General features: G+C 46.4%; 31 protein-coding genes. 28 read left to right on the forward strand and 3 right to left on the reverse strand.

Annotated features, from left to right (window positions below; translation table 11 throughout):
* Positions 1-7: 7 nt before the first annotated feature.
* From rplR to HJV72_RS13435, 19 genes are all read left to right on the forward strand, one after another.
* A complete protein-coding gene (rplR, locus tag HJV72_RS13345; protein ID WP_208071605.1) occupies positions 8-376 on the forward strand; it encodes a 50S ribosomal protein L18 in 369 nt (122 codons plus the stop codon).
* Positions 377-390: 14 nt separating this feature from the next.
* Complete coding sequence (gene rpsE / locus HJV72_RS13350) at positions 391-900, forward strand: 30S ribosomal protein S5 (RefSeq protein ID WP_006445011.1); 510 nt, start codon at positions 391-393, stop codon at positions 898-900.
* Between the two features lie 14 nt (positions 901-914).
* Positions 915-1094: a 50S ribosomal protein L30 gene (gene rpmD, locus HJV72_RS13355; RefSeq protein WP_049729980.1), complete on the forward strand. Its 180-nt coding sequence runs from the start codon at positions 915-917 to the stop codon at positions 1092-1094.
* 27 nt (positions 1095-1121) lie between these two features.
* On the forward strand, positions 1122-1562 hold the full coding sequence (gene rplO, locus HJV72_RS13360; RefSeq protein ID WP_049729981.1) for a 50S ribosomal protein L15: 441 nt from the start codon (positions 1122-1124) through the stop codon (positions 1560-1562).
* Complete coding sequence (gene secY, locus HJV72_RS13365; RefSeq protein WP_049729982.1) at positions 1562-2878, forward strand: preprotein translocase subunit SecY; 1317 nt, start codon at positions 1562-1564, stop codon at positions 2876-2878. The genes rplO and secY overlap by 1 nt, the downstream gene beginning before the upstream one ends.
* 64 nt (positions 2879-2942) lie before the next feature.
* Positions 2943-3587 carry an adenylate kinase gene (locus HJV72_RS13370; RefSeq protein WP_208071607.1) on the forward strand — a complete coding sequence of 215 codons (645 nt, stop codon included), beginning with the start codon at positions 2943-2945 and terminating at the stop codon, positions 3585-3587.
* Between the two features lie 3 nt (positions 3588-3590).
* Complete coding sequence (gene map, locus HJV72_RS13375) at positions 3591-4346, forward strand: type I methionyl aminopeptidase (protein ID WP_208071609.1); 756 nt, start codon at positions 3591-3593, stop codon at positions 4344-4346.
* 23 nt (positions 4347-4369) lie between these two features.
* On the forward strand, positions 4370-4633 hold the full coding sequence (locus HJV72_RS13380; protein WP_066572575.1) for a KOW domain-containing RNA-binding protein: 264 nt from the start codon (positions 4370-4372) through the stop codon (positions 4631-4633).
* 1 nt (position 4634) lies between these two features.
* Positions 4635-4853 (forward strand): translation initiation factor IF-1, encoded by a 219-nt coding sequence (gene infA / locus HJV72_RS13385; protein WP_006445018.1) that lies wholly within the window; start codon positions 4635-4637, stop codon positions 4851-4853.
* A gap of 121 nt (positions 4854-4974) precedes the next feature.
* Positions 4975-5088 (forward strand): 50S ribosomal protein L36, encoded by a 114-nt coding sequence (gene rpmJ, locus HJV72_RS13390; RefSeq protein ID WP_005339020.1) that lies wholly within the window; start codon positions 4975-4977, stop codon positions 5086-5088.
* 490 nt (positions 5089-5578) lie between these two features.
* Positions 5579-5947, forward strand: coding sequence for a 30S ribosomal protein S13 (gene rpsM / locus HJV72_RS13395; RefSeq protein ID WP_066572577.1), 369 nt, complete (start codon positions 5579-5581; stop codon positions 5945-5947).
* A 45-nt stretch (positions 5948-5992) separates the two neighbouring features.
* The gene (gene rpsK, locus HJV72_RS13400; RefSeq protein ID WP_004607272.1) at positions 5993-6388 is read left to right on the forward strand and encodes a 30S ribosomal protein S11; all 396 of its coding nucleotides are present in this window, start codon (positions 5993-5995) and stop codon (positions 6386-6388) included.
* Between the two features lie 89 nt (positions 6389-6477).
* Positions 6478-7071 carry a 30S ribosomal protein S4 gene (gene rpsD, locus HJV72_RS13405; RefSeq protein WP_208071611.1) on the forward strand — a complete coding sequence of 198 codons (594 nt, stop codon included), beginning with the start codon at positions 6478-6480 and terminating at the stop codon, positions 7069-7071.
* A 30-nt stretch (positions 7072-7101) separates the two neighbouring features.
* Positions 7102-8061: a DNA-directed RNA polymerase subunit alpha gene (locus HJV72_RS13410; RefSeq protein ID WP_040435987.1), complete on the forward strand. Its 960-nt coding sequence runs from the start codon at positions 7102-7104 to the stop codon at positions 8059-8061.
* A 164-nt stretch (positions 8062-8225) separates the two neighbouring features.
* Positions 8226-8762, forward strand: a complete 537-nt coding sequence (locus HJV72_RS13415) for a bL17 family ribosomal protein (protein WP_208071613.1) — start codon at positions 8226-8228, stop codon at positions 8760-8762.
* 194 nt (positions 8763-8956) lie between these two features.
* A complete protein-coding gene (locus HJV72_RS13420; RefSeq protein WP_208071614.1) occupies positions 8957-9604 on the forward strand; it encodes a TetR/AcrR family transcriptional regulator in 648 nt (215 codons plus the stop codon).
* A 77-nt stretch (positions 9605-9681) separates the two neighbouring features.
* The gene (locus HJV72_RS13425) at positions 9682-10719 is read left to right on the forward strand and encodes an ornithine cyclodeaminase family protein (protein ID WP_208071616.1); all 1038 of its coding nucleotides are present in this window, start codon (positions 9682-9684) and stop codon (positions 10717-10719) included.
* A 290-nt stretch (positions 10720-11009) separates the two neighbouring features.
* Positions 11010-13625 (forward strand): bifunctional acetaldehyde-CoA/alcohol dehydrogenase, encoded by a 2616-nt coding sequence (gene adhE, locus HJV72_RS13430; protein WP_208071617.1) that lies wholly within the window; start codon positions 11010-11012, stop codon positions 13623-13625.
* A gap of 242 nt (positions 13626-13867) precedes the next feature.
* The gene (locus HJV72_RS13435; protein WP_208071619.1) at positions 13868-14623 is read left to right on the forward strand and encodes an aminoglycoside phosphotransferase family protein; all 756 of its coding nucleotides are present in this window, start codon (positions 13868-13870) and stop codon (positions 14621-14623) included.
* 109 nt (positions 14624-14732) lie between these two features.
* Here HJV72_RS13435 and HJV72_RS13440 read toward each other — a convergent pair whose 3' ends face one another.
* Complete coding sequence (locus HJV72_RS13440; RefSeq protein WP_208071621.1) at positions 14733-15830, reverse strand: coiled-coil domain-containing protein; 1098 nt, start codon at positions 15828-15830, stop codon at positions 14733-14735.
* Positions 15831-15945: 115 nt separating this feature from the next.
* On the opposite strand from HJV72_RS13440, the gene HJV72_RS13445 reads away from it, so the two are divergent.
* From HJV72_RS13445 to HJV72_RS13455, 3 genes are all read left to right on the forward strand, one after another.
* A complete protein-coding gene (locus HJV72_RS13445) occupies positions 15946-16533 on the forward strand; it encodes a hypothetical protein (protein ID WP_208071622.1) in 588 nt (195 codons plus the stop codon).
* The gene (locus HJV72_RS13450; protein WP_208071623.1) at positions 16517-17344 is read left to right on the forward strand and encodes a Cof-type HAD-IIB family hydrolase; all 828 of its coding nucleotides are present in this window, start codon (positions 16517-16519) and stop codon (positions 17342-17344) included. Before HJV72_RS13445 ends, HJV72_RS13450 begins: the two co-directional genes overlap by 17 nt.
* 86 nt (positions 17345-17430) lie before the next feature.
* Complete coding sequence (locus HJV72_RS13455; RefSeq protein WP_208071624.1) at positions 17431-18258, forward strand: undecaprenyl-diphosphate phosphatase; 828 nt, start codon at positions 17431-17433, stop codon at positions 18256-18258.
* Between the two features lie 606 nt (positions 18259-18864).
* On the opposite strand, the gene HJV72_RS13460 is transcribed toward HJV72_RS13455, so the two are convergent.
* A complete protein-coding gene (locus HJV72_RS13460; RefSeq protein WP_208071625.1) occupies positions 18865-19089 on the reverse strand; it encodes a hypothetical protein in 225 nt (74 codons plus the stop codon).
* A 102-nt stretch (positions 19090-19191) separates the two neighbouring features.
* Between HJV72_RS13460 and HJV72_RS13465 the strand changes: the two genes are divergently transcribed.
* Genes HJV72_RS13465 through HJV72_RS13475 form a run of 3 tightly spaced genes read left to right on the forward strand, consistent with a single transcriptional unit; the run spans position 19192 to position 21416 of the window.
* Positions 19192-19971, forward strand: a complete 780-nt coding sequence (locus HJV72_RS13465) for a basic amino acid ABC transporter substrate-binding protein (protein WP_208071626.1) — start codon at positions 19192-19194, stop codon at positions 19969-19971.
* A 19-nt stretch (positions 19972-19990) separates the two neighbouring features.
* Positions 19991-20683, forward strand: a complete 693-nt coding sequence (locus HJV72_RS13470; protein WP_066572641.1) for an amino acid ABC transporter permease — start codon at positions 19991-19993, stop codon at positions 20681-20683.
* Positions 20673-21416 (forward strand): amino acid ABC transporter ATP-binding protein, encoded by a 744-nt coding sequence (locus HJV72_RS13475; RefSeq protein WP_330618991.1) that lies wholly within the window; start codon positions 20673-20675, stop codon positions 21414-21416. Before HJV72_RS13470 ends, HJV72_RS13475 begins: the two co-directional genes overlap by 11 nt.
* Positions 21417-21596: 180 nt before the next feature.
* Here the strand turns inward: HJV72_RS13475 and HJV72_RS13480 are convergent, their stop codons facing one another.
* The gene (locus HJV72_RS13480; protein ID WP_208071700.1) at positions 21597-22019 is read right to left on the reverse strand and encodes a hypothetical protein; all 423 of its coding nucleotides are present in this window, start codon (positions 22017-22019) and stop codon (positions 21597-21599) included.
* Positions 22020-22821: 802 nt separating this feature from the next.
* Between HJV72_RS13480 and HJV72_RS13490 the strand changes: the two genes are divergently transcribed.
* The 3 genes from HJV72_RS13490 to HJV72_RS13500 all read left to right on the forward strand — a co-directional run bounded on the left by HJV72_RS13490 (position 22822) and on the right by HJV72_RS13500 (position 26075).
* Entirely contained in the window at positions 22822-23469 is a 648-nt protein-coding gene (locus HJV72_RS13490; RefSeq protein WP_208071627.1) for a corrinoid protein, read from the forward strand.
* A gap of 16 nt (positions 23470-23485) precedes the next feature.
* A complete protein-coding gene (locus tag HJV72_RS13495) occupies positions 23486-24355 on the forward strand; it encodes a uroporphyrinogen decarboxylase family protein (protein WP_208071704.1) in 870 nt (289 codons plus the stop codon).
* Between the two features lie 118 nt (positions 24356-24473).
* Positions 24474-26075 carry an ASKHA domain-containing protein gene (locus HJV72_RS13500; protein ID WP_208071628.1) on the forward strand — a complete coding sequence of 534 codons (1602 nt, stop codon included), beginning with the start codon at positions 24474-24476 and terminating at the stop codon, positions 26073-26075.
* The last annotated feature ends 47 nt before the right edge of the window (positions 26076-26122 follow it).

A 26122-nucleotide genomic window follows, 5' to 3' on the forward strand; every position in this document is an offset into this window, starting at 1 on the left:
TGTGAAAATGGTTAGCAAAAAGTCAAGAAGCAAAGTTCGTGTTAATAAACACAGAAAATTACGTAACCGTTTCAGCGGTACGTCTGAATGCCCGCGTTTAGCCGTATTCAGAAGCAATAATCATATGTATGCACAGATTATTGACGATACAGTTGGCAGCACTCTGGTTGCAGCTTCCACTCTTCAGAAAGATGTGAAAGCAAACCTGGAAAAAACCAACGACGTTGCAGCGGCAGCATATTTAGGTAAAGTGATTGCTGAAAAAGCAATCGAAAAAGGTATTAAAGATGTTGTCTTTGACCGAGGCGGCTTCATATACCAGGGAAAAGTTCAGGCATTAGCAGACGCAGCTAGAGAAGCTGGTTTGAATTTCTAGAAGGAGGAGCACACATGAAACAAGTACGAATTGATGCTGGTCAATTAGAATTAAATGAAAAAGTGGTATCAATTAAACGTGTTACCAAGGTTGTTAAGGGTGGTCGTAACTTCAGATTCACAGCTTTAGTAGTTGTAGGCGACGGAAACGGCCATGTTGGTGCAGGTTTAGGAAAAGCTACTGAAATCCCTGAGGCAATCCGCAAGGGAAAAGAAGATGCAGCTAAAAATCTTATTACTGTAGCATTAGATGAAAACGATAGTATTACACATGATTTTATCGGTAAATTCGGAGGAGCTTCCGTATTGCTTAAGAAGGCTCCGGATGGTACCGGAGTTATCGCCGGAGGACCGGCGCGTGCTGTAATCGAGATGGCGGGAATCAAGAACATCCGTACAAAATCTCTTGGTTCAAACAACAAGCAGAACGTAGTTCTTGCTACAATCGACGGATTACGCCAGTTGAAGACTCCGGAAGAAGTAGCTAAGCTTCGCGGTAAATCTGTAGAAGAGATCTTAGGCTAAGGAGGTAGATCATAATGGCAAATTTAAAAGTCACATTAGTTAAATCTACAATTGGTGCTGTACCAAAGCATAAGAAGACTGTTGAAGCTTTAGGACTTAAGAAGTTGAACAAGACAGTTGAACTGCCGGATAACGCAGCAACAAGAGGTATGATCAAACAGGTTTGTCACCTGGTAAAAGTTGAAGAAGCATAAAATAACAATCAGATAGGAGGTGTCACAATGGACTTATCTAACTTAAGACCTGCTGACGGCGCAAAACAGAGTGATAATTTCAGAAGAGGACGTGGACACGGCTCTGGAAATGGTAAGACGGCCGGCAAGGGACATAAAGGCCAGAAAGCTCGTTCAGGAGCTACAAGACCTGGTTTTGAAGGTGGCCAGATGCCGTTATATAGAAGAATACCAAAGAGAGGTTTCACGAACAGAAACTCTAAAGATATCGTTGGTATCAATGTAAGCGCTCTTGAAGTGTTCGATAACGATGCGGTTGTTTCAGTTGAGACTTTACTGGAGCAGGGAATCGTCAAGAACCCGAAAGACGGCGTCAAGATCCTTGGCAACGGGGAGCTGACGAAGAAGCTTACAGTACAGGCAAATGCGTTCAGTGCAGGCGCTGCTGCTAAGATTGAGGCTTTAGGTGGAAAAGCAGAGGTGATCTAATGTTAGAAACTTTCCGAAAGGCATTTCAAATAAAGGATATTCGCAAAAAAATCGGATATACGTTTTTGATGTTAATCGTGATAAGAATTGGATCTGAACTGCCAACACCTGGTGTGGATCCAAGTTACATCAAAGATTTCTTTGCACAGAATACGGGGGAAGCGTTTAACTTGTTTAACGCTTTCACCGGTGGATCCTTTGAGCAGATGTCTGTGTTCGCTCTAAGTATTACACCATACATTACTTCTTCCATCATCATGCAGCTCCTTACGATAGCGATTCCGAAGCTGGAGGAAATGCAGAAAGAAGGAGAGGATGGAAGAAAGAAGATTGTAGCGATTACACGTTACCTCACGGTTGCCCTTGCCCTCATTGAATCTACGGCGATGGCGGTAGGTTTTGGACGGAGAGGACTGCTTGTCGAGTACAACTTTGTAAATGCGGCAATCGTAGTCCTGACGCTGACTGCCGGAAGTGCGCTTCTGATGTGGATTGGTGAAAGGATTACAGAAAAAGGAGTCGGAAATGGTATCTCTATCGTACTTGTGATAAATATTATTTCTCGTATTCCAAACGACATGACAACGCTGTTTGAACAGTTCGTCAAAGGAAAAAGCCTTGCCTCTGGAGGGCTGGCCGTCGTCATCATCCTGGCAATCATCATAGCTCTCGTCGTATTTGTCATTGTACTTCAGGACGGTGAGAGAAGAATTGCGGTACAGTATTCGCAAAAGGTGGTCGGGAGAAAAACGTTCGGTGGACAGTCCACGCACATTCCGCTGAAGATTAATACCGCGGGCGTCATTCCGATTATATTTGCATCATCTCTGATGCAGTTTCCAATCGTAATCGCATCTTTCCTCGGAAAGGACGGCGGAACGGGTATCGGAAGTGAAATCCTGCGGGGCATGAATCAGGGGAACTGGTGTAACCCGGAAAACCTGAAGTATTCCTGGGGATTGCTCGTATATATCATCCTCACCGTGTTTTTTGCCTATTTCTACACATCCATTACATTCAATCCTTTGGAGATAGCAAACAACATGAAGAAGAGCGGAGGATTTATACCGGGTATCCGCCCTGGAAAACCGACAGTTGAATATTTGACAAGAATATTGAATTATATTATTTTTGTCGGAGCATGCGGCCTTGTACTTATACAGATCGTTCCAATATTTTTTAACGGCTGGCTTGGGGCGAAAGTATCGTTCGGCGGTACGTCGCTTATCATCATCGTCAGTGTTGTGTTGGAGACTCTGAAGCAGATAGAATCACAGATGCTTGTACGTAATTACAAGGGATTTTTAAATAATTAACACCATTTTGAACTCGCAGAATTTTTTTCTGCGGGTTAAAATGCTATAAGGAGGAACACATATTATGAAAATTATTATGTTAGGCGCGCCGGGGGCGGGCAAAGGAACTCAGGCAAAGAAAATTGCCGCGAAATTCAGTATTCCTCACATTTCAACTGGTGATATCTTCAGAGCGAATATTAAGAATGGTACAGAGCTCGGCAAAAAAGCCAAGACGTATATGGATCAGGGGCTGCTCGTGCCGGACGACCTGGTAGTGGATCTGGTCGTAGACCGGGTGAATCAGGACGACTGCCGCGACGGCTATGTGCTTGACGGCTTCCCGAGGACGATACCACAGGCAGAGGCTTTGGATAAAGCGCTCGCGGAGCTCGGGCAGAAGGTGGACTTTGCCATAGACGTAGACGTGCCGGACGAGAATATCGTACGCCGGATGGGTGGGCGCCGTGCCTGCGTGACATGTGGAGCCACATATCATCTGGAGTATGCGCCGACAAAGAAGGACGGCATCTGCGACACGTGCGGGGGCGGCCTGATCCTCCGTGATGACGACAAGCCGGAAACGGTGGAGAAGCGTCTTGGCGTATACCATGAACAGACGCAGCCGCTGATAGACTACTATACAAATGCCGGCATATTAAAGACGGTTGACGGGACTGTGGATATCGAAGATGTCTTCCGGGCAATTGTAGAAATCTTAGGAGCGTAGGTTATGCCGATCAGTATAAAATCGGGCAGGGAAATTGAATTGATGACAGAAGCCGGACGGATTCTGGAAATCGTCCACGATGAACTTGCCAAAGCGTTACATCCAGGTATGAGTACCAAGGACATAGACGTACTCGGGGAGGAAGTGATAAGGAGCTATGGCTGTATCCCTTCCTTCCTCGATTACAACGGCTATCCCGCATCTATCTGCGTATCCGCCAATGAAGAAGTCGTGCATGGCATACCAGATAAGCACCGCATTCTAAAGGAGGGCGATATCGTCAGCCTCGACGCGGGGGTCATATATAAGGGATATCACTCCGATGCCGCACGGACGCACGGCATCGGAGAAATAAGCAGAGAAGCCGCTAAACTGGCAGAAGTTACCAGAGAAAGCTTCTTTGAAGGTATAAAATACGCAAAAGAAGGCAATTATCTATTTGAAATTTCGGCAGCTATTGGCAGATATGCAGAAAGCTTCGGTTATGGGGTGGTACGTGACCTGTGCGGCCACGGAATCGGAACAAATCTGCATGAAGCACCGGAGATACCGAATTATGAGATGAACAGAAAAGGCGTGAAGCTCAAGGCAGGAATGACACTTGCGATAGAACCGATGATCAATGCCGGTACCTGGGAAGTAGACTGGCTTGACGACGACTGGACCGTGGTCACGAGGGATGGCGCTTTATCTGCCCATTACGAAAATACGGTATTGATAACAGACGATGAACCGAAACTTTTGACCTTATCGAAATGATTTAAGTAAAGAGGACATCAGATATGGAAGAAGTAAAGACAGGAATGCTAGCAAAATCAAAGGCGGGTCATGATAAGGGTCAGGTTTATGTTATAATGGACACCGATGATGCATATGTATATTTAGCAGACGGCAGGATTAGAACTCTCGAAAGGCTGAAAAAGAAGAAAAAAAAGCATATACAGCCTATCAGGAGGGAGTTCGATGTGACAGCAGCAGATGATGCAGCTATAAAACAGATACTTAAAAATTTTAATAAGGATAGAGAGAATCAGGAGGATTTATAATATGTCAAAAGCTGACGTAATTGAGATTGAAGGAAAAGTAGTGGAGAAACTGCCTAATGCCATGTTTCAGGTAGAGCTTGAGAACGGGCACCAGGTGCTCGCGCATATCAGCGGAAAGCTGCGTATGAACTTTATAAAGATACTGCCCGGAGACAAAGTGACATTGGAATTATCTCCGTATGACCTTTCAAAAGGAAGGATTATCTGGAGAGATAAATAATATTCAAATATCTATTGACTTTGTTTGACGGCAGGTGCTATAATATATAAGCGTGTTTCTGGGCAAAACTGGAAACGCGCCGAAAACGTAGGCAGAGCAATGGATGAAAGGAGGATTTGACGTGAAGGTTAGATCATCAGTAAAACCAATTTGCGAAAAATGCAAAGTAATTAAGAGAAAAGGAAGCGTTCGCATTATCTGCGAGAATCCAAAGCATAAGCAGAGACAAGGCTAGGTACCGAGCACTTAGTGAAAGCGAAGCTTAAACTTAGTGGGAAGACCGTTCCCAAGCCTTAGCGAAGTATTTTCGAGCTTAGGCGCACGGAACTTTCTATCCATGTTATCAAATTATGCACACAAAATAGGCGGCTGATAGTAGACACACCAGGAGGTGTGTAGACTATTTAAAATATACAAGGACGCACCATTAGCCGGTGAATATCCTCGTATATTGCTTATAATACCGGCCCGTCATCACGGAGACATCCGGTGGCCGGAAAGGGCGTGCATACCGACACGCCTGGGAGCAGACAAAGCTCCCCAGTTAGAGACGATATGCAACTAAATGAGACGTGCACAGATTTCACAATTGGCTTTTGCAGGCTTGCCTGCATAAAGACAAATTGGGAAAGATGTATAGGGCGAAAGCCCGCATCGAGATGTAGCGAAGCGGAATCGAGATGGCACGGAAGAATTCAATCAAAAAGAAAATGGAGGAAATTCACATGGCTCGTATAGCAGGTGTAGACTTACCAAGAGACAAACGTGTAGAAATCGGACTTACTTATATTTATGGTATCGGAAGGACGAGTGCGACACGTATCCTAAGCGAGGCAGGAGTCAATCCTGACATTCGCTGCAGAGACCTTACAGACGAAGACGTTAAGAAGATCAGTGCTGTAATTGAAGAGACCCAGACAGTAGAAGGTGACCTCAGAAGAGAGATTGCCCTGAACATCAAGAGATTGCAGGAAATCGGATGCTACAGAGGTATCCGCCACAGAAAAGGCCTTCCGGTTCGTGGACAGAAGACGAAGACAAACGCAAGAACGAGAAAAGGTCCTAAGAGAACAGTAGCGAATAAGAAGAAATAAGCAACACATTAATGAATAAAAAGGAAAGCGTAGGTTAGTTTTATTATGGCAAAAAAAGTTACAAAGAAAGTGACAAAGAAACGTGTCAAGAAAAACGTTGAACGCGGACAAGCACACATCCAGTCATCATTTAACAATACGATTGTTACATTGACAGATGCTCAGGGTAATGCTCTTTCATGGGCAAGTGCAGGCGGTCTGGGATTTAGAGGTTCAAGGAAATCTACTCCTTATGCAGCTCAGATGGCAGCTGAGACAGCAGCTAAAGCGGCATTGGTACATGGCTTGAAATCAGTAGACGTTATGGTTAAGGGACCAGGTTCAGGGAGAGAAGCAGCAATCCGTGCACTTCAGGCATGCGGAATTGATGTTACAAGCATCAAGGATGTAACTCCGGTACCACACAATGGTTGCCGCCCACCGAAACGCAGAAGAGTCTAGTGAGCAGCCGAAGATCGGATGCTTACTTTAAGCAAGTAGTGAAGCGGATTGCTGATATCCGCTGTTATAAATAGGAGGAAATCGTAGATATGGCAGTAAACAGAGTTCCGGTTCTTAAAAGATGTCGTTCACTTGGTATGGATCCAATCTTTTTAGGAATTGATAAAAAATCCAACAGACAGTTAAAAAGGTCTAACAGAAAAATGAGCGAGTATGGTCTCCAGTTACGTGAGAAGCAGAAAGCAAAATTTATCTATGGCGTATTAGAGAAACCTTTCAGAAACTATTACAAGAAAGCAAAGCAGATGAACGGGATGACCGGCGAGAACCTGATGATTCTCCTTGAGTCAAGACTCGACAATGTCGTATTCCGTATGGGGCTTGCCAGAACAAGACGTGAGGCAAGACAGATTGTCGACCACAAGCATGTAATGGTGAACGGAAAACAGATTAACATCCCTTCTTACATTGTGAAAGTCGGTGATGTTGTTGAAATCAAAGAAAAACACAAAAGCTCTCCGAGATACAAAGGAATCCTGGAGGTTACAGGAGGACGTCTGGTTCCGGGCTGGTTAGAAGTAGATACCGAAAACCTGAAAGGGACTGTAAAGGAACTTCCCGCACGAGATGCAATCGATGTTCCTGTAGACGAGATGTTAATCGTCGAATTATATTCTAAATAATAACCCGTAACACCACAGGAGGTGGACTTAGTGTTTGATTTTAATAAACCGAATATTGAAATAACTGAGATTTCAGAAGATAAAAAGTATGGAAGATTTGTTGTGGAACCTCTGGAAAGAGGTTATGGTACAACATTGGGTAACTCTCTTCGCAGAATCATGCTTTCTTCTCTTCCGGGGTCAGCAATCAGCCAGGTGAAAATCGATGGCGTGCTGCACGAATTCAGTTCAATCCCGGGCGTGAAAGAAGATGTTACCGAAATCGTCATGAATTTGAAATCGCTGGCTATCAAGAACACATCTGAGACAGATGAGCCGAAGACAGCCTATATCGAATTTGAAGGCGAGGGTGTTGTAACAGCGGCAGATATCCAGGTGGATCAGGATATTGAGATCATGAATCCTGAAACAGTTATTGCGACACTGAATGGCGGGGCAGACAGCAAGTTATACATGGAGCTTACCATCACAAAAGGCAGGGGATATGTAAGTGCTGACAAGAATAAAAACGACGAGTTACCAATCGCAGTAATTCCGATTGATTCAATTTACACCCCGGTGGAGCGTGTGAACCTTACAGTTGAAAATACACGTGTTGGTCAGATTACAGACTTTGATAAATTGACATTAGACGTATATACCAACGGAACTTTGCTTCCGGACGAAGCAGTCAGTCTGGCTGCCAAGGTACTTAGCGAACACCTTAAACTCTTCATCGACCTTTCAGAAGTTGCCCAGGCGGCAGAAGTCATGATTGAAAAGGAAGACGACGAGAAGGAAAAAGTGCTGGAGATGAGTATTGATGAACTGGAGCTATCTGTACGCTCATACAACTGCCTGAAGAGAGCAGGAATCAATACCGTTGAAGAACTGACGAACAGAACACCGGAAGATATGATGAAAGTTCGAAACCTGGGACGCAAGTCCCTGGAAGAAGTGTTAGCAAAGTTAGACGAACTTGGCCTGTGCCTGAGCAGAGGCGAAGAATAGAGCAAATCACGAAGTGATTTGCGATGCCGATTGAACTACTAACGTTCAAGCGGCTTCCACAACAATAATAACGCTGTCAGTAAGACCGAAAGAGCATGGCAGGGCATTTGGCTAGTAAGTCCGAAGAAGCATAACCAGATGTTGGATAATGGAGGATTAGAAAGATGGCAAAATATAGAAAGCTTGACAGAACATCAAGCCAGAGGAAAGCATTAATCAGAAACCAGGTAACAGCATTGCTCAACCATGGCAAGATTGTTACGACAGAATCTAAAGCGAAAGAAATCCGTAAAGTGGCAGAAGGCCTTATCGCTATGGCTGTAAAGGAAAAGGATAACTTCGAAGAAGTAACTGTCAAAGCCAAAGTTGCCCGCAAGGACAAGGACGGCAAGAGAGTGAAAGAAGTAGTAGACGGAAAGAAAGTTACTGTTTACGACGAAGTTGAAAAGAAGATTAAGAAGGATATGCCAAGCAGGCTTCACGCAAGACGTGAAATGCTGAAGGTCCTGTATCCTGTAAAAGAAGTTCCGGCCGCACAGGCAGGAAGAAAGAAGAATACGAAAGAAGTCGACCTTGTCGCTAAGATGTTTGATGAGATTGCACCGAAATATGTTGGACGTAACGGCGGTTACACGAGAATCGTCAAGATTGGACAGCGTAAAGGTGATGCGGCTATGGAAGTTCTTCTTGAGCTTGTATAATAGAATAGCTTAATAGATGTACGAAAACGGGGTCAGGCCCCTATGGATATTCCATAGGGGCCTGACCCCGTTTTCAATATCTGGCATAACGTGGCGAATGACAGAAGATAGACAAAGTAATTTGGGGCATATATCTTGACTTCATGAATGTGTAAGCCTATAATGGAGCCAACATAATTGATTGCGGAGCGGGTATGAAAGAGAATATTTCCAGAGAACAGTTTATTAAGGCTACATATGAGGTTCTTTCGAAGGAAGGGATCCAGGCATTGAGCATCCGGCGTCTGGGAAAGATGATGGACTGCAATCCTGCCAACATCTATCGGTATTTTACGGGGCTTGACGAGCTTGTGCTGTATGCGTCACTTCAGTTCTTAAGCGGATACCTCAGGGAAGTTGCAGGGTGCTTTGACCGGATAGAAGACAGCCTGAAGCTGCATTTTGCGGTGTGGAGGTGCTTTGCCGAATCTTCCTTTGAAAAGCCTGAGATATTTGACAATCTGTTTTTTGGTAAATACAGCGGCAGGCTGGATCAGATAATGAGGGAATATTATGAGATATTCCCAGAAGAGATAGGCATGATTGAAAAGGGGAAGGAGGCTATATTTGTTAATGGTGATTTCAGCCACCGGGATTACCTGATGATTGAGAACTGCGTCAGGGATCATAGGTTGAGTGCCGAAGACGCCAGGCTGTTGAACAGCGCGAGCATCCATCTGTATAAAGGTTATCTGAAGGATTTGCTGGACGCCAGACAGCAGGGGCAGGAACCAGATGCCGCAGGAAAGGCTGAGGAGTTTATGAAATGTCTGGAAGAGATTGTTTTCCGGTTTGTAAAGTAATCATTCTGCCCAAAATTAATCGCGATTAATAATTGGTATGACACTGTTCACTGAAAACTTGTAAAGGAGGAACTACTATGAACCTGGATGAAATGCTGAAGAAGGAAAAGGACAAAATCGAATCGAAAATCAAGATAGGAAGCGAGATTCTCTATCTGACGAAGGACCAGTGCATCGAGGCAGGCCCGGATGTGAAGCAGACGCTCGAAATTATAGAAAAGACGCTGGATGCCCACGGCAGGAAAGAGTATGAGATGCCGGCAAAGATTGGAATCCACCCGTATGATGACGTGTTCTATCATGCAATGCCTGCCTATGTACCGGGACAGATGGCGTGTGGAGAGAAATGGATAGAGTGTTATCCTAGGAATCCGAAAGAATATGGGCTCCCACAGACATCAGGGCTTATGATTCTCAATGAAATACTGACAGGGTTCCCGATGGTCATCATGGACGGGGCATGGCTCACAGCGATGCGTACTCCGGCAGTTACTTCGATTGCTGCTGCGGCACTCCACCCCGATGCTGAGACGTTCGGCATGTTCGGGTGTGGCGTTCAGGGAATCGGACATGTGAGATATATCGTCCATAAGCTGAAAAACTTGAAAAAAATATATGTCTATGACGTGAGACGAGAGACTATGGAGCGGCTCGTAGAACAGGTAAAGGATGAAGTAGACGGAATCGAGCTGATCATGGCAGCATCACCCAAGGATGTGGCAGAAAACTGTGATGTCATGAGTTCTGCGACTATCATCACAAGAGAGAATATGGCCGTCGTGAAGAAGGAGTGGGTACATGCAGGACAGACAATCCTGCCGTGTGACCTGAATACGTTCTGGGAGGCGGATATCCAGAGGAATGCCGACAAGTATATCGTTGACAGCCGGGATGAGCATGTGCTGTTTGACAGCATGGGATATTTTCCGGACGGGCTGCCTGAGATATATGCGGAGACAGGAGAGATTGTGGCTGGTATCAAAGAAGGCAGAGAACGGAAGGATGAACTGATCGTATGCTCTAACATAGGCATGTCTGTCTGTGACGTGGCCATGGCGAAGTATATCTTTGACTCAGCACTGGAGAGGAACCTGGGCACGGTATTGAAGCTGTAGAAACAGTTAACTGTCCTGCCGCAATAGTCAAGATTACAATGTAATATACGTATGGTACGGAGAACCGGGTGGATGGCTTAGCCGGGCTTATATGCCCACACTCGGTTCTTCTGTCGCGACCGGCGCTGGCACGACATACTTTCACTTGTGGTCGTGCAGCTTTTTTTTGGCCGACGGGGTTACAAAAAATATTGTTAAAAAAATATCAAAAAAGTATTGACAAATATTTAACGAGGTACTATACTAAGCCCTGAAGAAAGATAAACACTATTACGGGAGGAACATAAAAAATGGCGAAGAAAAAGGAAGCAATACCAGCAGTTGTCGACAGCGTAGAGACTCTCGAAGCTAAAATGAAAGCGATGAGAGATGCTCAGAAAGTATTTGCTACATACACACAAGAACAGGTTGATAAGATATTCTATGAGGCAGCACTTGCGGCCAACAAGATGCGAATTCCGCTGGCCAAGCAGGCAGTCGAAGAGACAGGGCGCGGTATCGTGGAGGATAAGGTCATCAAGAACCATTATGCTGCAGAGTATATCTATAATGCATATAAGAACACGAAGACATGCGGGGTAATCGAAGAAGATGCCGCTTTTGGAATCAAGAAGATTGCAGAACCGATTGGCCTTGTAGCAGCGGTCATCCCGACGACGAACCCTACGTCTACGGCGATATTTAAGACGCTTATCTGCCTGAAGACGAGAAATGCAATCATCATCAGCCCTCATCCATCTGCCAAGTCTTGTACAATTGCGGCGGCCAAGGTCGTGCTGGACGCGGCAGTAAAGGCAGGTGCTCCGGAAGGTATTATCGGCTGGATTGATGTTCCGTCTCTTGAACTTACGAATATGGTTATGAAAGATGCAGATATTACGCTTGCTACAGGGGGCCCGGGCATGGTAAAGGCGGCCTACTCTTCCGGAAAACCGGCGCTTGGCGTGGGTGCCGGCAATACTCCTGTTATAATAGATGACACGGCGGATATCAAGATGGCAGTAAGTTCTATTATCCATTCCAAGACATTTGACAATGGTATGATATGTGCTTCGGAACAGACCGTTACGGTTCTTGACAGCATATATGATGAGGTGAAGAAAGAGTTCGCCTATAGAGGGTGCTATTTCCTGAAGAAGGGCGAGGAGCTCGACAAGGTGCGTAAGACGATTATTATAAACGGCGCCCTCAACAACAAGATTCCCGGAAAGTCTGCCTATGAGATTGCTAAGCTCGCCGGTGTTGAAGTTCCGGAGGATACGAAGATTCTGATAGGCGAAGTCGAATCTGTGGATATCTCAGAAGAATTTGCCCATGAAAAGCTCTCACCGGTACTGGGAATGTACAGGGCGAAGACATATGATGAAGCGCTTGCAAAGGCAGAGCAGCTCGTAGCTGACGGCGGATACGGACATACGGCATCCCTGTACGTACATCCGGCGGAGCAGGAAAAGATTGCAAAACACGCGGCAGCTATGAAGACATGCCGAATACTTATCAACACACCTTCATCCCATGGCGGAATCGGTGACTTATATAACTTCAAGCTTGCTCCGTCTCTGACTCTTGGATGCGGTTCCTGGGGAGGCAACTCCGTATCAGAAAACGTTGGAGTAAAGCATTTGATTAACATCAAGACGGTTGCTGAGAGGAGAGAAAACATGCTTTGGTTTAGAACGCCTGAGAAGGTATACTTTAAGAAAGGCTGCATGCCTGTAGCACTTGATGAACTTGGAACAGTTATGAAGAAGAAAAAAGCATTTATCGTAACGGATTCCTTCTTATATAAGAACGGCTATGTTGCCCCGATTGAAGAGAAGTTAGACGAGATGGGCATCCAGCATACATGCTTCTATGAAGTGGCGCCAGACCCGACGCTGCAGTGTGCACAGAAGGGTACCGATCAGATGAAGCAGTTTGAGCCTGACACGATTATCGCTCTTGGCGGAGGTTCTGCCATGGACGCAGCCAAGATCATGTGGGTGATGTACGAGCATCCGGAAGCTGACTTTGAAGACATGGCAATGGACTTCATGGATATACGCAAGAGGGTGTACACTTTCCCGAAAATGGGTGAAAAGGCATACTTTGTGGCGATTCCGACCTCTTCAGGAACAGGTTCCGAGGTGACGCCGTTTGCAATCATCACAGATGCAGACACAGGCGTCAAATGGCCGATAGCTGATTACGAGCTGCTTCCGAATATGGCTATCGTCGATGTAGACAATATGATGACACAGCCAAAAGGACTTACAAGCGCTTCTGGCATCGATGTCATGACTCATGCGATAGAAGCATATGTATCAATCATGGCTACAGACTATACAGACGGGCTTGCGATGAAAGCAGTGAAGAATGTATTTGAGTATCTGCCTTCTGCATACGAAAATGGGGCAAATGATCCGAAAGCGCGTGAGATGATGGCTAACGCCTCCTGTATGGCAGGCATGGCATTCGCCAATGCGTTCCTCGGGCTCAACCACTCCATGGCACACAAACTGGGCGCGTTCCATCATCTGCCGCACGGTGTAGCCAATGCAGTCGTCCTCACAGAGGTTATCAGATATAATGCGGCAGAAGTGCCGACTAAGATGGGGACATTCTCACAGTATGAGTATCCACATGCGCTTGCAAGATACGCAGAACTGGGACGCTTCGCAGGTTGCCAGGGCAAGGATGATCAGGAAGTGCTCGACAGCTTCATAGCTAAGCTGGAAGATCTGAAAGAAAAGATAGGTATCAAAAAGACGATCAAAGATTACGGCATCGACGAGAAATACTTCTTAGATACGTTGGATGACATGGTAGAGCAGGCCTTCAACGACCAGTGCACAGGAGCTAACCCGAGATATCCGCTCATGAAAGAAATCAAAGAAATATACCTGAAATGCTTCTACGGTAAATAATATAATTTGTAATTAGGGACGTAACCTTTTTGAATTTTGTTACGTCCCTAATTGCATTTTGTGGTGTACCTATATGAAGACAACCGTGTACCTTTAGAGAATGGTTAAAATATTAACAATAAAATATAGTGAAAATAAAAAGTTAAAAATATATCAAATTCTCTTTCCAAATGAATCTTGGGGGTGTATAATGGCAGTATCTAATAAATGAACGGCTGTATATACTAAAAGGAGGCAGGGTTATGAATATGGAAAATGCTGTATTGATTGTTGAGAGACCACATAAGAAGGTGTATAAATGTGAAAAGGACATTGTCAAAGTCTTTCATCCGGGGCATCCGAAGGCAGACGTGTTCAACGAGGCGCTGAATACTGCAAGGGTGGAGGCTGCGGGTCTTGATATACCGAAGGTTAAGGAAGTGACGGAGATTGACGGCAGGTGGTCTCTTGTCATCGAATATAAAGATGGCAAGACGCTGGAAGAGATGATGGCTGTCGATGCAGATAATATGGAGAAGTATATGGAAGATTTTGTGGACCTCCAGCTCCAGATGCACGGCAGGAAGTCCCCCCTGCTCAACAAGCTTCATGATAAGCTGGCCCGGCAGATTAACGGATTGAAGGAACTGGACGCCACGACGAGGTATGATCTGCTGACGAGGCTTGACAGCATGCCGAAGCATGATAAAGTCTGCCATGGGGACTTCAACCCGAGCAACGTGATTGTAGGAAAGAACGGTAAGATGACAATCGTCGACTGGGCACATGCCACGCAGGGCAATGCCAGTGCGGACGCAGCCATGACGTATCTGCTGTTCGCGTTGAAGAACAAGGAGACAGCGGACCTGTATCTGAAGATATTCTGTAAGAAATCTGACACTGCAAGGCAGTATGTACAGCAATGGCTTCCAATCGTGGCAGCAGCTCAGCTTACGAAGGATAACGAACTGGAAAAGGAATTCCTCATGAAATGGATAGATGTAATGGACTATCAATAAAAGCCGCAGCATTCCGACAGGGGTAATTAGATAACAAAAATCCGGAGAAGAATACGTAAGTTCTTCTCCGGATTACTTTTTCATACCGGATGTGCGGCAGACCTTGCGTCTACCAGAAGACGTTGCCGCCTACGTTGACGCCTGAAGCGCCTGTCCATGCAGCGTTGAACGAATAGCAGTTAAGAACTGCAGAATGCCTCGCTCCGCCAAGCGCCGCCTGGGCGGCTGAATAGGCTGATTGTGACGGCCCTCTCGCCAGAACCCGGTTCAGGCTGCCGTCCCATGTAGGCGCGAACTGGCCTGACTGGTAGATGACTCCGCTGATAGTATTCGGATAACTCGGGCTGGCTACCCGATTCATGATAACCGTGGCAACAGCCAGCATCCCATCGTAGCTGCCACCGGCCTCGCACTCAAGTATAGCGGCAAATAACGCTGTATCAGATACATTGGCATCTATAGAACCTCCGTTGTTGACAGTCCCTCCATTATTGCCGTTCGTATTGTTATTATTACCATTGTCAGTCTTGCCTGGCGCTGTAGTAGGGCCGGCAACAGAATTATCCTGGGCGGTTCTGCTTGCCGCCGCCGCGGCTTTCGCACGTTCCAGCTGTGCACTGTACTCGGATAATTCACCTGAAGTAGAAGATATCTTCGCATTTAATGCTTCCTGCTTTGCTTCCAGGTCGCTTTGCAATCCCGCTAATTCTTCTTGTTGTGTTTCTAAGGTTCCCTGTTTCTTCTCAATGTCGGCACGGGCTGTTTGAAGTTCGTCCAACATCTGTCTGTCGTATGTACTTATATTAGTTACAAATTCTGCCTTGTTTAGAAAATCAGCCATGTTTTCGGATGAAAAAAGAATCTCAAGCAATGAGGCGCTGCCGCCTTCATACATGAACTTGATCCTGTCCTTCATGGCATCATACTGGGCATCCTCGTTAAGCTTAGCGGCGGCTACATCCAGCTTGGACTTTTCGACCGCGGCAGACAGCTCCTCTATCTTAGAGGATGTTGCATCCAGTTCGTCACATAAAGCGGACAGCTGACTGTTGAGGTCATTGAGCTCCCCCTGCAGATCAGAAGTCTTTCCTTCTAACTCGTTTGTTGAAGGTTCTGCATATACCGACGTATTAACAGAAGCAATTGTTACGGCGCAAGTAAGACACATAGCAGCACGCAATATACGTTTCTTTTTCGTACTCTTCATATACATTTCCTTTCCCTTTTTAGCGAGTGCTTTTCTATTATACAACAAATTGCTTTATAAAGCAAATTTTGTTAAAATAGTACATAGAATGTATGGACGTGGAGGAAAGGACCTTATGAGAAAATACGAGGAAGAACACTATAAGTATGATAATATCAAAGACGCGGTGTATCCGTGGGTTAAGGAGGCGCTTACCGATAATCATGCGCTTAACGGAAAGCATATATCCGAGAAAGATGCTCCGGTCGTATCTTTTGTCGGCGAGTTGAAAATAATCTTTGTAATTAAACGCGGCGATGATACGTTCGAGGTGTTGAAGGATAATATGCTGCCGCCTGGCTGCGATATAGAAGAATTATATCATCTGTCCTGTGAGAATCTGATAAGAGATGTGGAATTTGTAATAGGCAATACGTGGTATGGCGCCTTTGCCATCATCGCAGACGGGCATCACGAGTGCAGTTCACTCTGTTTTAAGCATATATGGCAGGTATGCGTAGATAAGCTGAAAGACGATATAGTAGTCATGGCACCGACGAAAGACATGGTCTTATTTGCGGCAGCGGGACAGGAGGAAGTGGTCAGAAAGATGGTTGACCACGGAAGACAGGCGTATGATAGTTCATCAGATAAGATCAGCCAGTCGCTGCTTCTGTTTTCTAAGGACAGAAAGGAACTGACGGTATATGATAAACGATATTAAGATGGTGGCATTTGACCTGGACGGCACGCTGCTGACGACGAAAAAGGAATTCACAGAACGGGCGAAGGACGCTATAACGAGAGCTGCCGCCCGTGGTGTCGTAATGCTTCCCGCTACGGGAAGGCCGCTGACAGCTATCCCGGAAGAGATTCTGTATTTTCCGGGAATCAGGTATGCGATAACAGCCAATGGCGGAAGAGTTATGGATACTGTCCGTAATAAAGTGATATTTGAAGAACTTGTCCCTCCGGAGATTGCGCGAAAAGTATTGGATATTTACGAACATTATGATACACTACGAGAAGTATATTATGACGGAGCGGGATTTGCAGAAGAAAAGATGCTCGTACGGATTAAAGATTTCTTCGGAATATCAGCAATGGCGGACTATATTCTGTCCACAAGGACGCCGGTTGATGATATCAGAAGAAAATTTGAAACCGAAGGCAGAGCGGTAGATAAAGTACAGGCTGTATTTGCTGATCTGGCAGATAAGCAAAAAGCGCTCGATGAGCTGAAGGCAGTGGAAGGAATCGAAGTGACCGGAGCGCTTGTCAATAATATCGAAGTAAGTGTTAAGGGAGTCAATAAGGGCAACGCGCTCTTGCGGCTCGGTGAGATGCTTCATATTAAAAGGGAAGAGATTCTGGCGCTTGGTGACGGCGCTAACGATATAGAGATGCTGAAGAAAGCAGGCTTCGGCGTTGCTATGGAGAATAGTTCTGTCGAAGTGAAAAGTGCGGCGGACTTCGTGACAGTATCAAATGATGAGTACGGCGTTGCCAGGGTAATCGAAGAGTATGTGTTGTAGCCTTATGGCAGGATAGCTGTATAAGATGTGGCGCAGGGTGCAGAAAGCGACTGCAGATACACTGTGGATTAAGAAGGGAGAAAAGGATGTTAGATATTATTAAAGTTATTATTCTGGGGATTGTAGAAGGAATCACGGAATGGCTGCCGGTCAGCAGTACGGGGCATTTGATACTTGTAGGGGATGTGCTGAAGCCGGGCATGTCGGACGGGTTTATGGAGATGTTCAACGTGGTTATCCAGCTCGGGGCTATCATGGCGGTTGTCGTACTTTATTTTCACAAGCTGAATCCATTTTCTCCACGCAAGTCGAGGAAGCAGAAGATGCTCACATGGCAGATGTGGATTAAAGTGGTAATCGCTTCTGTTCCGGCCGGGATTATCGGCATACTGTTTAATGATATTCTTGACGAACTGTTCTATAAACCATTGCCGGTAGCGGTCATGCTCATCCTGTACGGCGTGCTGTTTATCATAATCGAGAACCGTAATGCCCACAGGAAACCGAGCATAAGCCGGATATCCGACCTCACGGTACCGATGCTGCTGTGGATAGGGTTCTTCCAGATGCTTGCGCTGATTCCGGGGACGTCCAGATCGGGCGCGACCATCGTCGGCGCGCTGATTATCGGAGTTTCAAGAGAGATTGCGGCGGAATTCACCTTCTTCCTCGCGATACCTGCGATGTTTGGGGCAAGCCTCATAAAGCTCATCAAGTTCGGCTTCCACTTTACAGGTGCGGAATTCGGCCTGCTCATGCTAGGCTGCATCGTATCATTCGGCCTGTCCATCGTGGCGATTCGTTTCCTGATGGGCTACATCAAGAAACACGACTTCAAAATATTCGGATGGTACCGGATCGTGCTGGGCGGGATAATAGTCATATCGGCTGCGGTGCAGATTTTCCTCAAATAAATGGGAGTTTAGTGAAGTGGACGCCGCTGGGGAGGTATGGGGCAGATGCTCCGATGCGTCCGGGAACTGCGACTATCACACAGATTCCTAAGCCTGTGGAATGTTCGCCGATGGCGGCTCTCACCCCACAAGCCAAGGAATCTGGTGAGGATTCTTAAGTCCCTCCCGCTTAGACCTGCGCATCTGTCCCATACCTCCCCCTCGGCTATCTACTTTACTGGCACGGGCGAGGGCGGCTGTGTGACACTACTGGCTGATGGAAGTGCTTTGTTTGTGTAAGTATAGAGATAGAGGGCTAAGCAAGCTAAGCCCTTTGCCGAAGAGAAATCCTAATATAAGAAGAGCCGGAATCAGGTACGGGGATGTGTATGAGATGACATCCCCTGCCTGGTTCCGGCTCTTCTTGCAGTAATGGCGTGTACGCCTCGCTGCAAATGCTTGACAACGAACATATTCGCCAGCCTGATTCATCTGGACTAGCAAAACTCTTATCATTCATCTGCTCTTTGTGTTATTCACATTAAGCTTGCGATATTTTATCACTCAACTTACGCAGCCAGCGGCCATCCGCTGGCCAGTAACGTCACACAGCCGCACTCGCCCTTGTTAAGTGAAGTAGATAGCGGGCGGGGAGCCGGGTGGGAGATGCGCAGGTGTAAGCGGAAGAGGCGGAGAATCCTTTCCGTAGCCCTTATCCTGCGGGATGTAAGCCGCTGTCGGCGCACATTCCGCAGGGTTAGGGATACGTGAAATAGTCAGAGCCTCGTACGCATCGGAGCAGATGCCACCCGGCTCCCAGTCCGCAGCCACTTCACTAAACTCACAATTCATTGCAGATTCTACTTGTTTTTCCCGGAAAACATGATAAAATATGTACTAGACTTGTATTTTTATGCAGAATAATTTATCAATTAGATTTGGAGGAATACTATTATGAAAATCAAGAAATTAATGAGCGTACTGCTGGTTGGAGCTTGTGTCGTCTCCCTGGCCGCATGTGGTTCCAAGAAGGATGAGAAAAGTGACGATGGTGATAAGGAATCCAAAGACACGCTGGTAATGGCAACGAACGCGGAGTTCCCGCCATATGAGTTCCGCGACGGAGACAAAATCGTCGGAATCGATGCAGAGGTCGCACAGGCTATCGCTGATAAGCTTGGAATGGAGCTGAAGATTGAAGATATGGCGTTTGACTCTATCATTCCAGCCGTTACAAGCGGAAAAGCTGACTTTGGCGCAGCCGGGCTTACCGTGACAGAGGACCGTAAAAAGAATGTCGACTTTACAGATACTTATGCAAAGGCAACCCAGGTAATCATGGTAAAGGAAGACAGCGACGTGGCAGGGCCGGACGATTTGGAAGGCAAGAAGATAGGTGTACAGCTTGGAACGACAGGCGATATGTATGCCGGCGACATCAAAGATGCAGAAGTGGAACGTTACAATAAAGGATTCGAGGCGGTCCAGGCCGTACAGCAGGGCAAGATTGACGCGGTAGTCATCGATGGCGAGCCAGCCAAAGAATTTGTAAAACAGGCGGAAGGGATTAAGATTCTGGACGAAGCGTTTACAGAGGAAGAGTATGCGCTTGCAGTAGATAAAGGAAATGACGATCTGCTCAAGAAGATCAATGACGCGCTGAATGAGCTGAAAGAAAATGGCAAGCTGGACGAAATCGTAGATAAATACATCAATGCAGATGATGCAGAATAAAGAGATAAGGATGTAGGGTATGTTACAGACATGGCAGGATAAATTCGTTGCAAATTTTATAGAAGAGAACCGCTGGAAATATCTGCTGGACGGTCTGAAGGTCACGCTTCAGATCACGTTTTTTGCTGTGCTCATCGGTATTGCGCTAGGGTTCCTTGTGGCAATCGTGCGCTCCACTTACGACAGGACAGGAAAGCTCAAGATTCTGAATCTGCTGTGCAAGCTGTACCTGACGGTTATACGTGGGACTCCTGTCGTCGTTCAGCTGCTTATCATATACTTTGTCATATTCGGAAGCACGGATGTCGACAAAGTGTTCGTGGCGGTTCTGGCGTTCGGCATCAATTCGGGAGCTTACGTGGCGGAAATATTCCGCTCTGGTATCATGTCCATCGACAACGGGCAGTTTGAAGCGGGGCGGAGCCTGGGATTCAATTACGTCCAGACGATGATACATATTATAATGCCGCAGGCATTCAAGAATGTACTGCCTGCGCTTGGAAATGAATTTATCGTGCTCCTGAAAGAGACATCCGTATCCGGCTATATTGCCATGCAGGATTTGACGAAGGGCGGAGATATCATAAGGAGCCAGACATTTGATGCTTTTATGCCCCTCATCGGCGTCGCCCTTATCTACCTGGCCATGGTATTGATATTTACAAAGCTTGTAAATATGCTGGAAAGGAGGTTGAGGAGCAGTGACCATTAACGGAGAGACATTAATCAAAGTAGAAGAACTGCATAAAATATTTGGGGAGCTGCATGCACTTGACGGAGTATCCGAAGAAATACGCAAAGGGGAAGTGGTCGTTGTCGTAGGACCGTCAGGATCCGGCAAGTCTACCTTCCTGCGTTCCCTCAACCTGCTGGAAGTGCCGTCCAGAGGACATGTATACTTTGAAGGTACCGATATTACCGGCAGGAATGTGGATATCAACAAGCACCGCCAGAAGATGGGGATGGTATTCCAGCATTTTAACCTGTTCCCCCACAAGACGATACTGCAGAATATTACGCTTGCGCCTGTCAAGCTGCTGAAGAAGAGCAAGGAAGAGGCAGAAGAGAAAGCCATGGATCTGCTCAGGCTTGTAGGGCTGGAGGAGAAAGCGAACGCGTATCCTTCGCAGCTGTCAGGAGGACAGAAGCAGAGGATTGCTATCATACGTTCTCTGGCGATGGATCCTGAAGTGATGCTTTTTGATGAACCGACATCTGCCCTTGACCCTGAGATGGTAGGGGAAGTGCTGGAACTTATGAAGCAGCTTGCCCAGGATGGCATGACAATGGTCGTGGTGACCCATGAGATGGGATTCGCCAAGGAAGTGGCGACCCGGGTCATCTTTATGGATGAAGGACAGATAAAGGAACAGGCAAGTCCGGCAGAGTTCTTCGGAAACCCGAAAGAACCAAGGCTTCAGGAGTTCCTATCGAAGATATTATAAAATCAGATGAATAACTAAAGTAATGAAGTCAAATATACCACCTGTGAAAGAGATTTGATATGGCACTATGATAAATATGGAAAACCGTAGGTATATGCAATTCACTTTTCGTGATGCATAAAATCTACGGTTTTTCACTGCTAGATTTGTAGGCCTCCAGACGTCAAACTCTGAGGATTGTTATTTTTCCTCCTGTTTTTTAAACGCTATAAAATTGATTCCAAATTTTATTCCAGCAAGTAGTAAAGATGTTCCTAATCCTGTGTAAAATACAGCTATAGCTACTTCTGGCATTAAACCATAAGATCTTATAACAATTCCGAATGTTATCATCATAGCCATAATAAAGAATGACCTAATATCAAAAAAATTCCAAAAATATTGTTTTTCATTTAAGTACTCTGTTATTCGCTTTGTATGTTTTGTTACCAGTTTGTTAAATACGAAAAACCAAAACATAAAGAATATGATACTGGTGAGTGCTATATTCATAATCGAGAAATAGCTTATATATGCAAGAAAGCCAATTTTAGAAATATTAAAACCAGCAGCCATCCAAACCAGACTTGCAATAAGTAGTAACGTTTTTCTTTTTACTTTAATATTTACACCTCCCTGTCTGTTATGAACAAAGTTCATTTTGTTGTTTAATTTTTCCCACTTTAAAACAGTCGTTTTTATTTATCTCAAGAATTTTATCTTTTTATACTACCGTACTATTTATACATCACTTCTGCAATATGAACATTGTTCATGTTTAGATGTTATATCTTTTAATCCAATTTGTCAATAGTTACTTCAGAAACTGAATATTAAGATCTCTCCATTACCTGTGTACGCTTAACTCGAGCATATATCATTTTTAAACACGATAGTAACTGTACACCAATGACAACTACTGCCTATTAACCAGTTCCAATGAGGTCGCACTGAACCGGTCCGGGGTCAATGTCAAGAAATATAAGGTTCTGGTACTTACCTTGTGTGGCCTGCGCGCGCGGATAGCAGGCATGATTGTAACAGCAAGACTCAATTGTATCAGCGATGAAAAGCTGATGTGGATATGGCCCCATGACGATGCCGCGATTGTCTTCCATATACTTCGGGAGATAAATTAAGAGAGTCTTTTGCCTGGATTCATAGAAAGCCTCTATAAAGACATTAGGATTATCAATTAGGACGTGAAAATTATCTGTGTTATCATATAAGCAGTAACGTATATAGTGATGCTGCGGCATTGAAAAGGGAATCTGGTGTGAATCCAGGACAGCCCGCTGAGATTCTTTTTGGTGGGGAAAGGACAGCGGCTGTGCTGTCCTTTCTCTGCCGTTTTTTTGCATAGGATATTCCTTCGGCCGCTTATGCACGTGTTCTATATTCTAATTTGCGAAACAGGAGGAACGAGATGGAGACGAAAGAAGCATTGCTGAAAAAGCTGTCGGACTGTGTGTTTGACATGGAAGATGAAGAAGTGGTGGATGTAGTAAAGGAGTATATCGCGTGCGGCTATGACCCTGAGGAGGGGATGCTAAGAGGCCTTGTGGATGGGATGAAACGGGCCAGCGGGCTGTACGAAGAGGGCGAGTATTTCGTTCCGGAGCTCATCGTATGCTCTGACGCCATGTATGCAGGAATTGAGGAATTCCAGAAATATCTGCTAGATTCTGAGCATACGAGTATCGGAAAGGTGGCCATCGGAGTGGTGGAAGGGGACACCCACGATATCGGGAAAAATCTTGTGAAGATTATGATGGAGACTGGCGGATTTGATGTCTGTGACCTCGGACGTGACGTGCCTCTCGACAAATTTGTCGACTATGTAAAAGAAAATGACGTGGACATACTGTGCATGTCCTCCCTCATGACCACTACGATGCCGGGAATGGGGATTGTCATTGATAAGCTGAAAGAAGCCGGACTGCGCGGCAAAGTAAAGATAATGGTAGGAGGCGCCCCGGTATCCCCTGCATTTGCTAAGAAGATAGGCGCAGACGGCTACACCGGCAGCGCCATAGAAGCGGCAGAATATGCAAAAAGCCTGGTTGATGCATAAGGGGGGAGCAGCCATGATGGCTGAGATAAAAGATTTTCATTGTACGTACGACAACTCCGCTGGCATCAATGAAGAGGTGACGAGCAATCTTAACTTACAGTTTCCCGACGCATATATGCACTGGGAGACGATGGCCGCCCTTTCAAAGGCGCTGAAGGTGCACGACGGGTCATCCTTCTGCGGGCTGCCCTTCTGCCATACGGTTGAGGCCGAAGCGATGGGCGGCATCATCAATTATGGGAATGAAAAGACGGGCCCAAGGGCCAAAGCATATATCTGTACGGCTCCGGAAGAGCTGCTAGAGCTGCCGGAGATGGACTTCCGGAAAGGAAGGATTCATGAAGTGCTCCTTGCCTGTCAGGCGCTTAGAAGGGAAGGCGAACATGTAGTGCTCCAGGTGTCCGGGCCATTTACCATTCTGAATGTACTGATCGATGCGAAATATGTATTCAAGGCTATGCGCAAAAAGCCAGATCTGATGAAAGACGTATTCTGGAAGTTTGGGGAAGAGATTCTGCGTTTTATGGAAGAAGCCAGGAAGTATGGGGTGGATATGATCAGCTATGCAGATTCTTCCGGAGGGCTTAGTATCCTTGGCCCGAAGATGGCAGAGCAGGTAGTGGAAGACTTTACCTATGAATTTCTGAAAAGAGTCGAGGAGAGGATGGAAGGCGAGACGCTCGTACTTCTATGTCCAAAGACTACATTTGCTCTTCTCGGGACAAAGAAGGCAGAGCTTTTGGATGCACGATTGTCCGGACCGTCAGATTATGGCGACGCCTGTATCGAGATGGTCGGCAAAACAGCATTTGTAGGGCAGATGTGTATCAAAAATATACACTATAAGCTGGAGAATGCAGTCATAAAGACGGTGAAGCTAATGTAAAGGAGAGGACAGATGGGTGAAAAGGAAGAATTGTTGAAAAGCTGTCGGACGGCGTAGTTGATATGGAAGAAGATGATGTGGAGGAGGCGGCCAGAGTGTCAGAAGGAGGATGTGTAAGATGGCTTCGGTGACGATAAGGGAAAGCGGGGAGAAGATTTCCTGCAGGACGGGGGAGAATCTGCTGAACGTGCTGTTGGAATCCGGCATATTCATAGATAATCCGTGTAACGGAACTGGAGTATGCGGAAAATGCAAGATTAAGGTATCAAGCGGAATACTGTCAGAGCCGACCGGCACGGAAAGCAGCCGGTTAAGCCCCATGGAGCAGGAGGCCGGAATCCGGCTGGCCTGTATGGCGGATGTCCAGGGCGATGTGGAAGTGGAACTGCTGAACAGGGACCAAATACACAAGGTGCTGACAAATGGATATGTGCCGGAGTTCGAGATGGATTCTTTTGAGGATGGATACGGCATTGTCATAGACATCGGTACGACCACAGTCGTAACGGCCCTGGTCGAGCTCCGAACAGGAAAGGAGCTGGCGGATGCATCTATGCTCAATGCCCAGAAGCGATACGGACAGGATGTGCTGACGAGGATTACTTATGAGTATGAGAATCCGGACCAGGGAGCAGAGGAGCTGAAGGACGCAATCGTCCGCTCCATCAACGCCATGATAGAAGAGGTGTGCCGGGAGGCGGCTGTGGACAAGGAAGGAATCTGTGCAATCCATGTGGCTGCCAACTGCACGATGATGCATATGCTTCTTGGCGTGGATGCCCGGCCGATTGGAAGGGCGCCTTATGAACCGGTATTTAAAGAGGCCCGTGAACTGGCGGCCAAGGAGATCGGGCTAGAGGCCGGAGAGGGTACGAAGCTCTACTGTCTGCCACAAGTGTCCGGATATAACGGTGCAGATATCGTGGCGGGTGCTTACGTGTGCCGCCTCCAGGAAGAAAAAGAGAACGTGCTGTTCATCGATATCGGGACAAATGGCGAGATTGTGCTTGCAAGCGGCGGAAGGCTGCTGTGCTGTTCCTGTGCCGCGGGCCCGGCATTGGAGGGGATGAACATCAGCTCCGGGATGCGTGCCGCGGAAGGAGCGGTAGAGTACGCCGTGATTACGGAACAGGGAGTGAAGCTTTCAACGATAGATAACAAAGAGCCGGCGGGAATCTGCGGCAGTGGAATCCTGGCAGTGGTGAAGGAGCTTCTGCGCACTGGGATTGTCAGAAAGACCGGGGCATTTATCAAGAAAGATAAGCTGCCGGAAACAGATTACCGGTATCCGATGATACAGATGAACGGTTCCAAACGGGAGTTTATCCTGCATGAAGAGCCGAGGCTGCTCGTCACCCAGGGGGATGTCCGGCAGGTACAGCTCGCCAAAGGGGCGATACTTTCCGGGTTTACGGCTCTGCTTGCCAAGGCCGGAATCTCTATGCATGACCTTGATAAAGTGATGATAGCCGGCCAGTTCGGTGCCCATCTGTCGGCAGATTCGCTGACAGGAACCGGAATCCTGCCGATAGAAGTGGAAGATAAGCTGATATATGTAGGAAATTCTTCTAAGACCGGAGCCTATATGACACTGATGTCAAAAAGGGCGAGGCAGGAAGTGGAAGAACTGGCCCGGAAGATGGAGTATATGGAGCTGGCGGAGACGGAGAGCTATGAGCGGATATTTACGGAGAGCATGATATTTCCCGAATATCCGTGACAGAGGCGATACGGCAGCATTCGGGAGAAAACTGAGGAATGGACGGC

It is taken from the genome of Extibacter sp. GGCC_0201, from assembly GCF_017566055.1.
GTDB lineage: Bacteria > Bacillota > Clostridia > Lachnospirales > Lachnospiraceae > Extibacter.

Coding starts and splice junctions, on each gene's coding strand:
- rpmD (WP_049729980.1), top strand. CDS start 915: ATGGCAAATTTAAAAGTCACATTAGTTAAATCTACAATTGGTGCTGTA.
- HJV72_RS13455 (WP_208071624.1), top strand. CDS start 17,431: ATGTTAGATATTATTAAAGTTATTATTCTGGGGATTGTAGAAGGAATC.
- rplO (WP_049729981.1), top strand. CDS start 1,122: ATGGACTTATCTAACTTAAGACCTGCTGACGGCGCAAAACAGAGTGAT.
- HJV72_RS13460 (WP_208071625.1), bottom strand. CDS start 19,089: ATGAATTGTGAGTTTAGTGAAGTGGCTGCGGACTGGGAGCCGGGTGGC.
- rpsK (WP_004607272.1), top strand. CDS start 5,993: ATGGCAAAAAAAGTTACAAAGAAAGTGACAAAGAAACGTGTCAAGAAA.
- HJV72_RS13495 (WP_208071704.1), top strand. CDS start 23,486: ATGGCTGAGATAAAAGATTTTCATTGTACGTACGACAACTCCGCTGGC.
- map (WP_208071609.1), top strand. CDS start 3,591: ATGCCGATCAGTATAAAATCGGGCAGGGAAATTGAATTGATGACAGAA.
- HJV72_RS13370 (WP_208071607.1), top strand. CDS start 2,943: ATGAAAATTATTATGTTAGGCGCGCCGGGGGCGGGCAAAGGAACTCAG.
- infA (WP_006445018.1), top strand. CDS start 4,635: ATGTCAAAAGCTGACGTAATTGAGATTGAAGGAAAAGTAGTGGAGAAA.
- HJV72_RS13470 (WP_066572641.1), top strand. CDS start 19,991: ATGTTACAGACATGGCAGGATAAATTCGTTGCAAATTTTATAGAAGAG.
- HJV72_RS13420 (WP_208071614.1), top strand. CDS start 8,957: ATGAAAGAGAATATTTCCAGAGAACAGTTTATTAAGGCTACATATGAG.
- rpsM (WP_066572577.1), top strand. CDS start 5,579: ATGGCTCGTATAGCAGGTGTAGACTTACCAAGAGACAAACGTGTAGAA.
- HJV72_RS13425 (WP_208071616.1), top strand. CDS start 9,682: ATGAACCTGGATGAAATGCTGAAGAAGGAAAAGGACAAAATCGAATCG.
- HJV72_RS13440 (WP_208071621.1), bottom strand. CDS start 15,830: ATGAAGAGTACGAAAAAGAAACGTATATTGCGTGCTGCTATGTGTCTT.
- rpsE (WP_006445011.1), top strand. CDS start 391: ATGAAACAAGTACGAATTGATGCTGGTCAATTAGAATTAAATGAAAAA.
- HJV72_RS13500 (WP_208071628.1), top strand. CDS start 24,474: ATGGCTTCGGTGACGATAAGGGAAAGCGGGGAGAAGATTTCCTGCAGG.
- HJV72_RS13465 (WP_208071626.1), top strand. CDS start 19,192: ATGAAAATCAAGAAATTAATGAGCGTACTGCTGGTTGGAGCTTGTGTC.
- HJV72_RS13380 (WP_066572575.1), top strand. CDS start 4,370: ATGGAAGAAGTAAAGACAGGAATGCTAGCAAAATCAAAGGCGGGTCAT.
- secY (WP_049729982.1), top strand. CDS start 1,562: ATGTTAGAAACTTTCCGAAAGGCATTTCAAATAAAGGATATTCGCAAA.
- HJV72_RS13450 (WP_208071623.1), top strand. CDS start 16,517: ATGATAAACGATATTAAGATGGTGGCATTTGACCTGGACGGCACGCTG.
- adhE (WP_208071617.1), top strand. CDS start 11,010: ATGGCGAAGAAAAAGGAAGCAATACCAGCAGTTGTCGACAGCGTAGAG.
- HJV72_RS13490 (WP_208071627.1), top strand. CDS start 22,822: ATGGAGACGAAAGAAGCATTGCTGAAAAAGCTGTCGGACTGTGTGTTT.
- HJV72_RS13415 (WP_208071613.1), top strand. CDS start 8,226: ATGGCAAAATATAGAAAGCTTGACAGAACATCAAGCCAGAGGAAAGCA.
- HJV72_RS13445 (WP_208071622.1), top strand. CDS start 15,946: ATGAGAAAATACGAGGAAGAACACTATAAGTATGATAATATCAAAGAC.
- rpsD (WP_208071611.1), top strand. CDS start 6,478: ATGGCAGTAAACAGAGTTCCGGTTCTTAAAAGATGTCGTTCACTTGGT.
- rplR (WP_208071605.1), top strand. CDS start 8: ATGGTTAGCAAAAAGTCAAGAAGCAAAGTTCGTGTTAATAAACACAGA.
- HJV72_RS13435 (WP_208071619.1), top strand. CDS start 13,868: ATGAATATGGAAAATGCTGTATTGATTGTTGAGAGACCACATAAGAAG.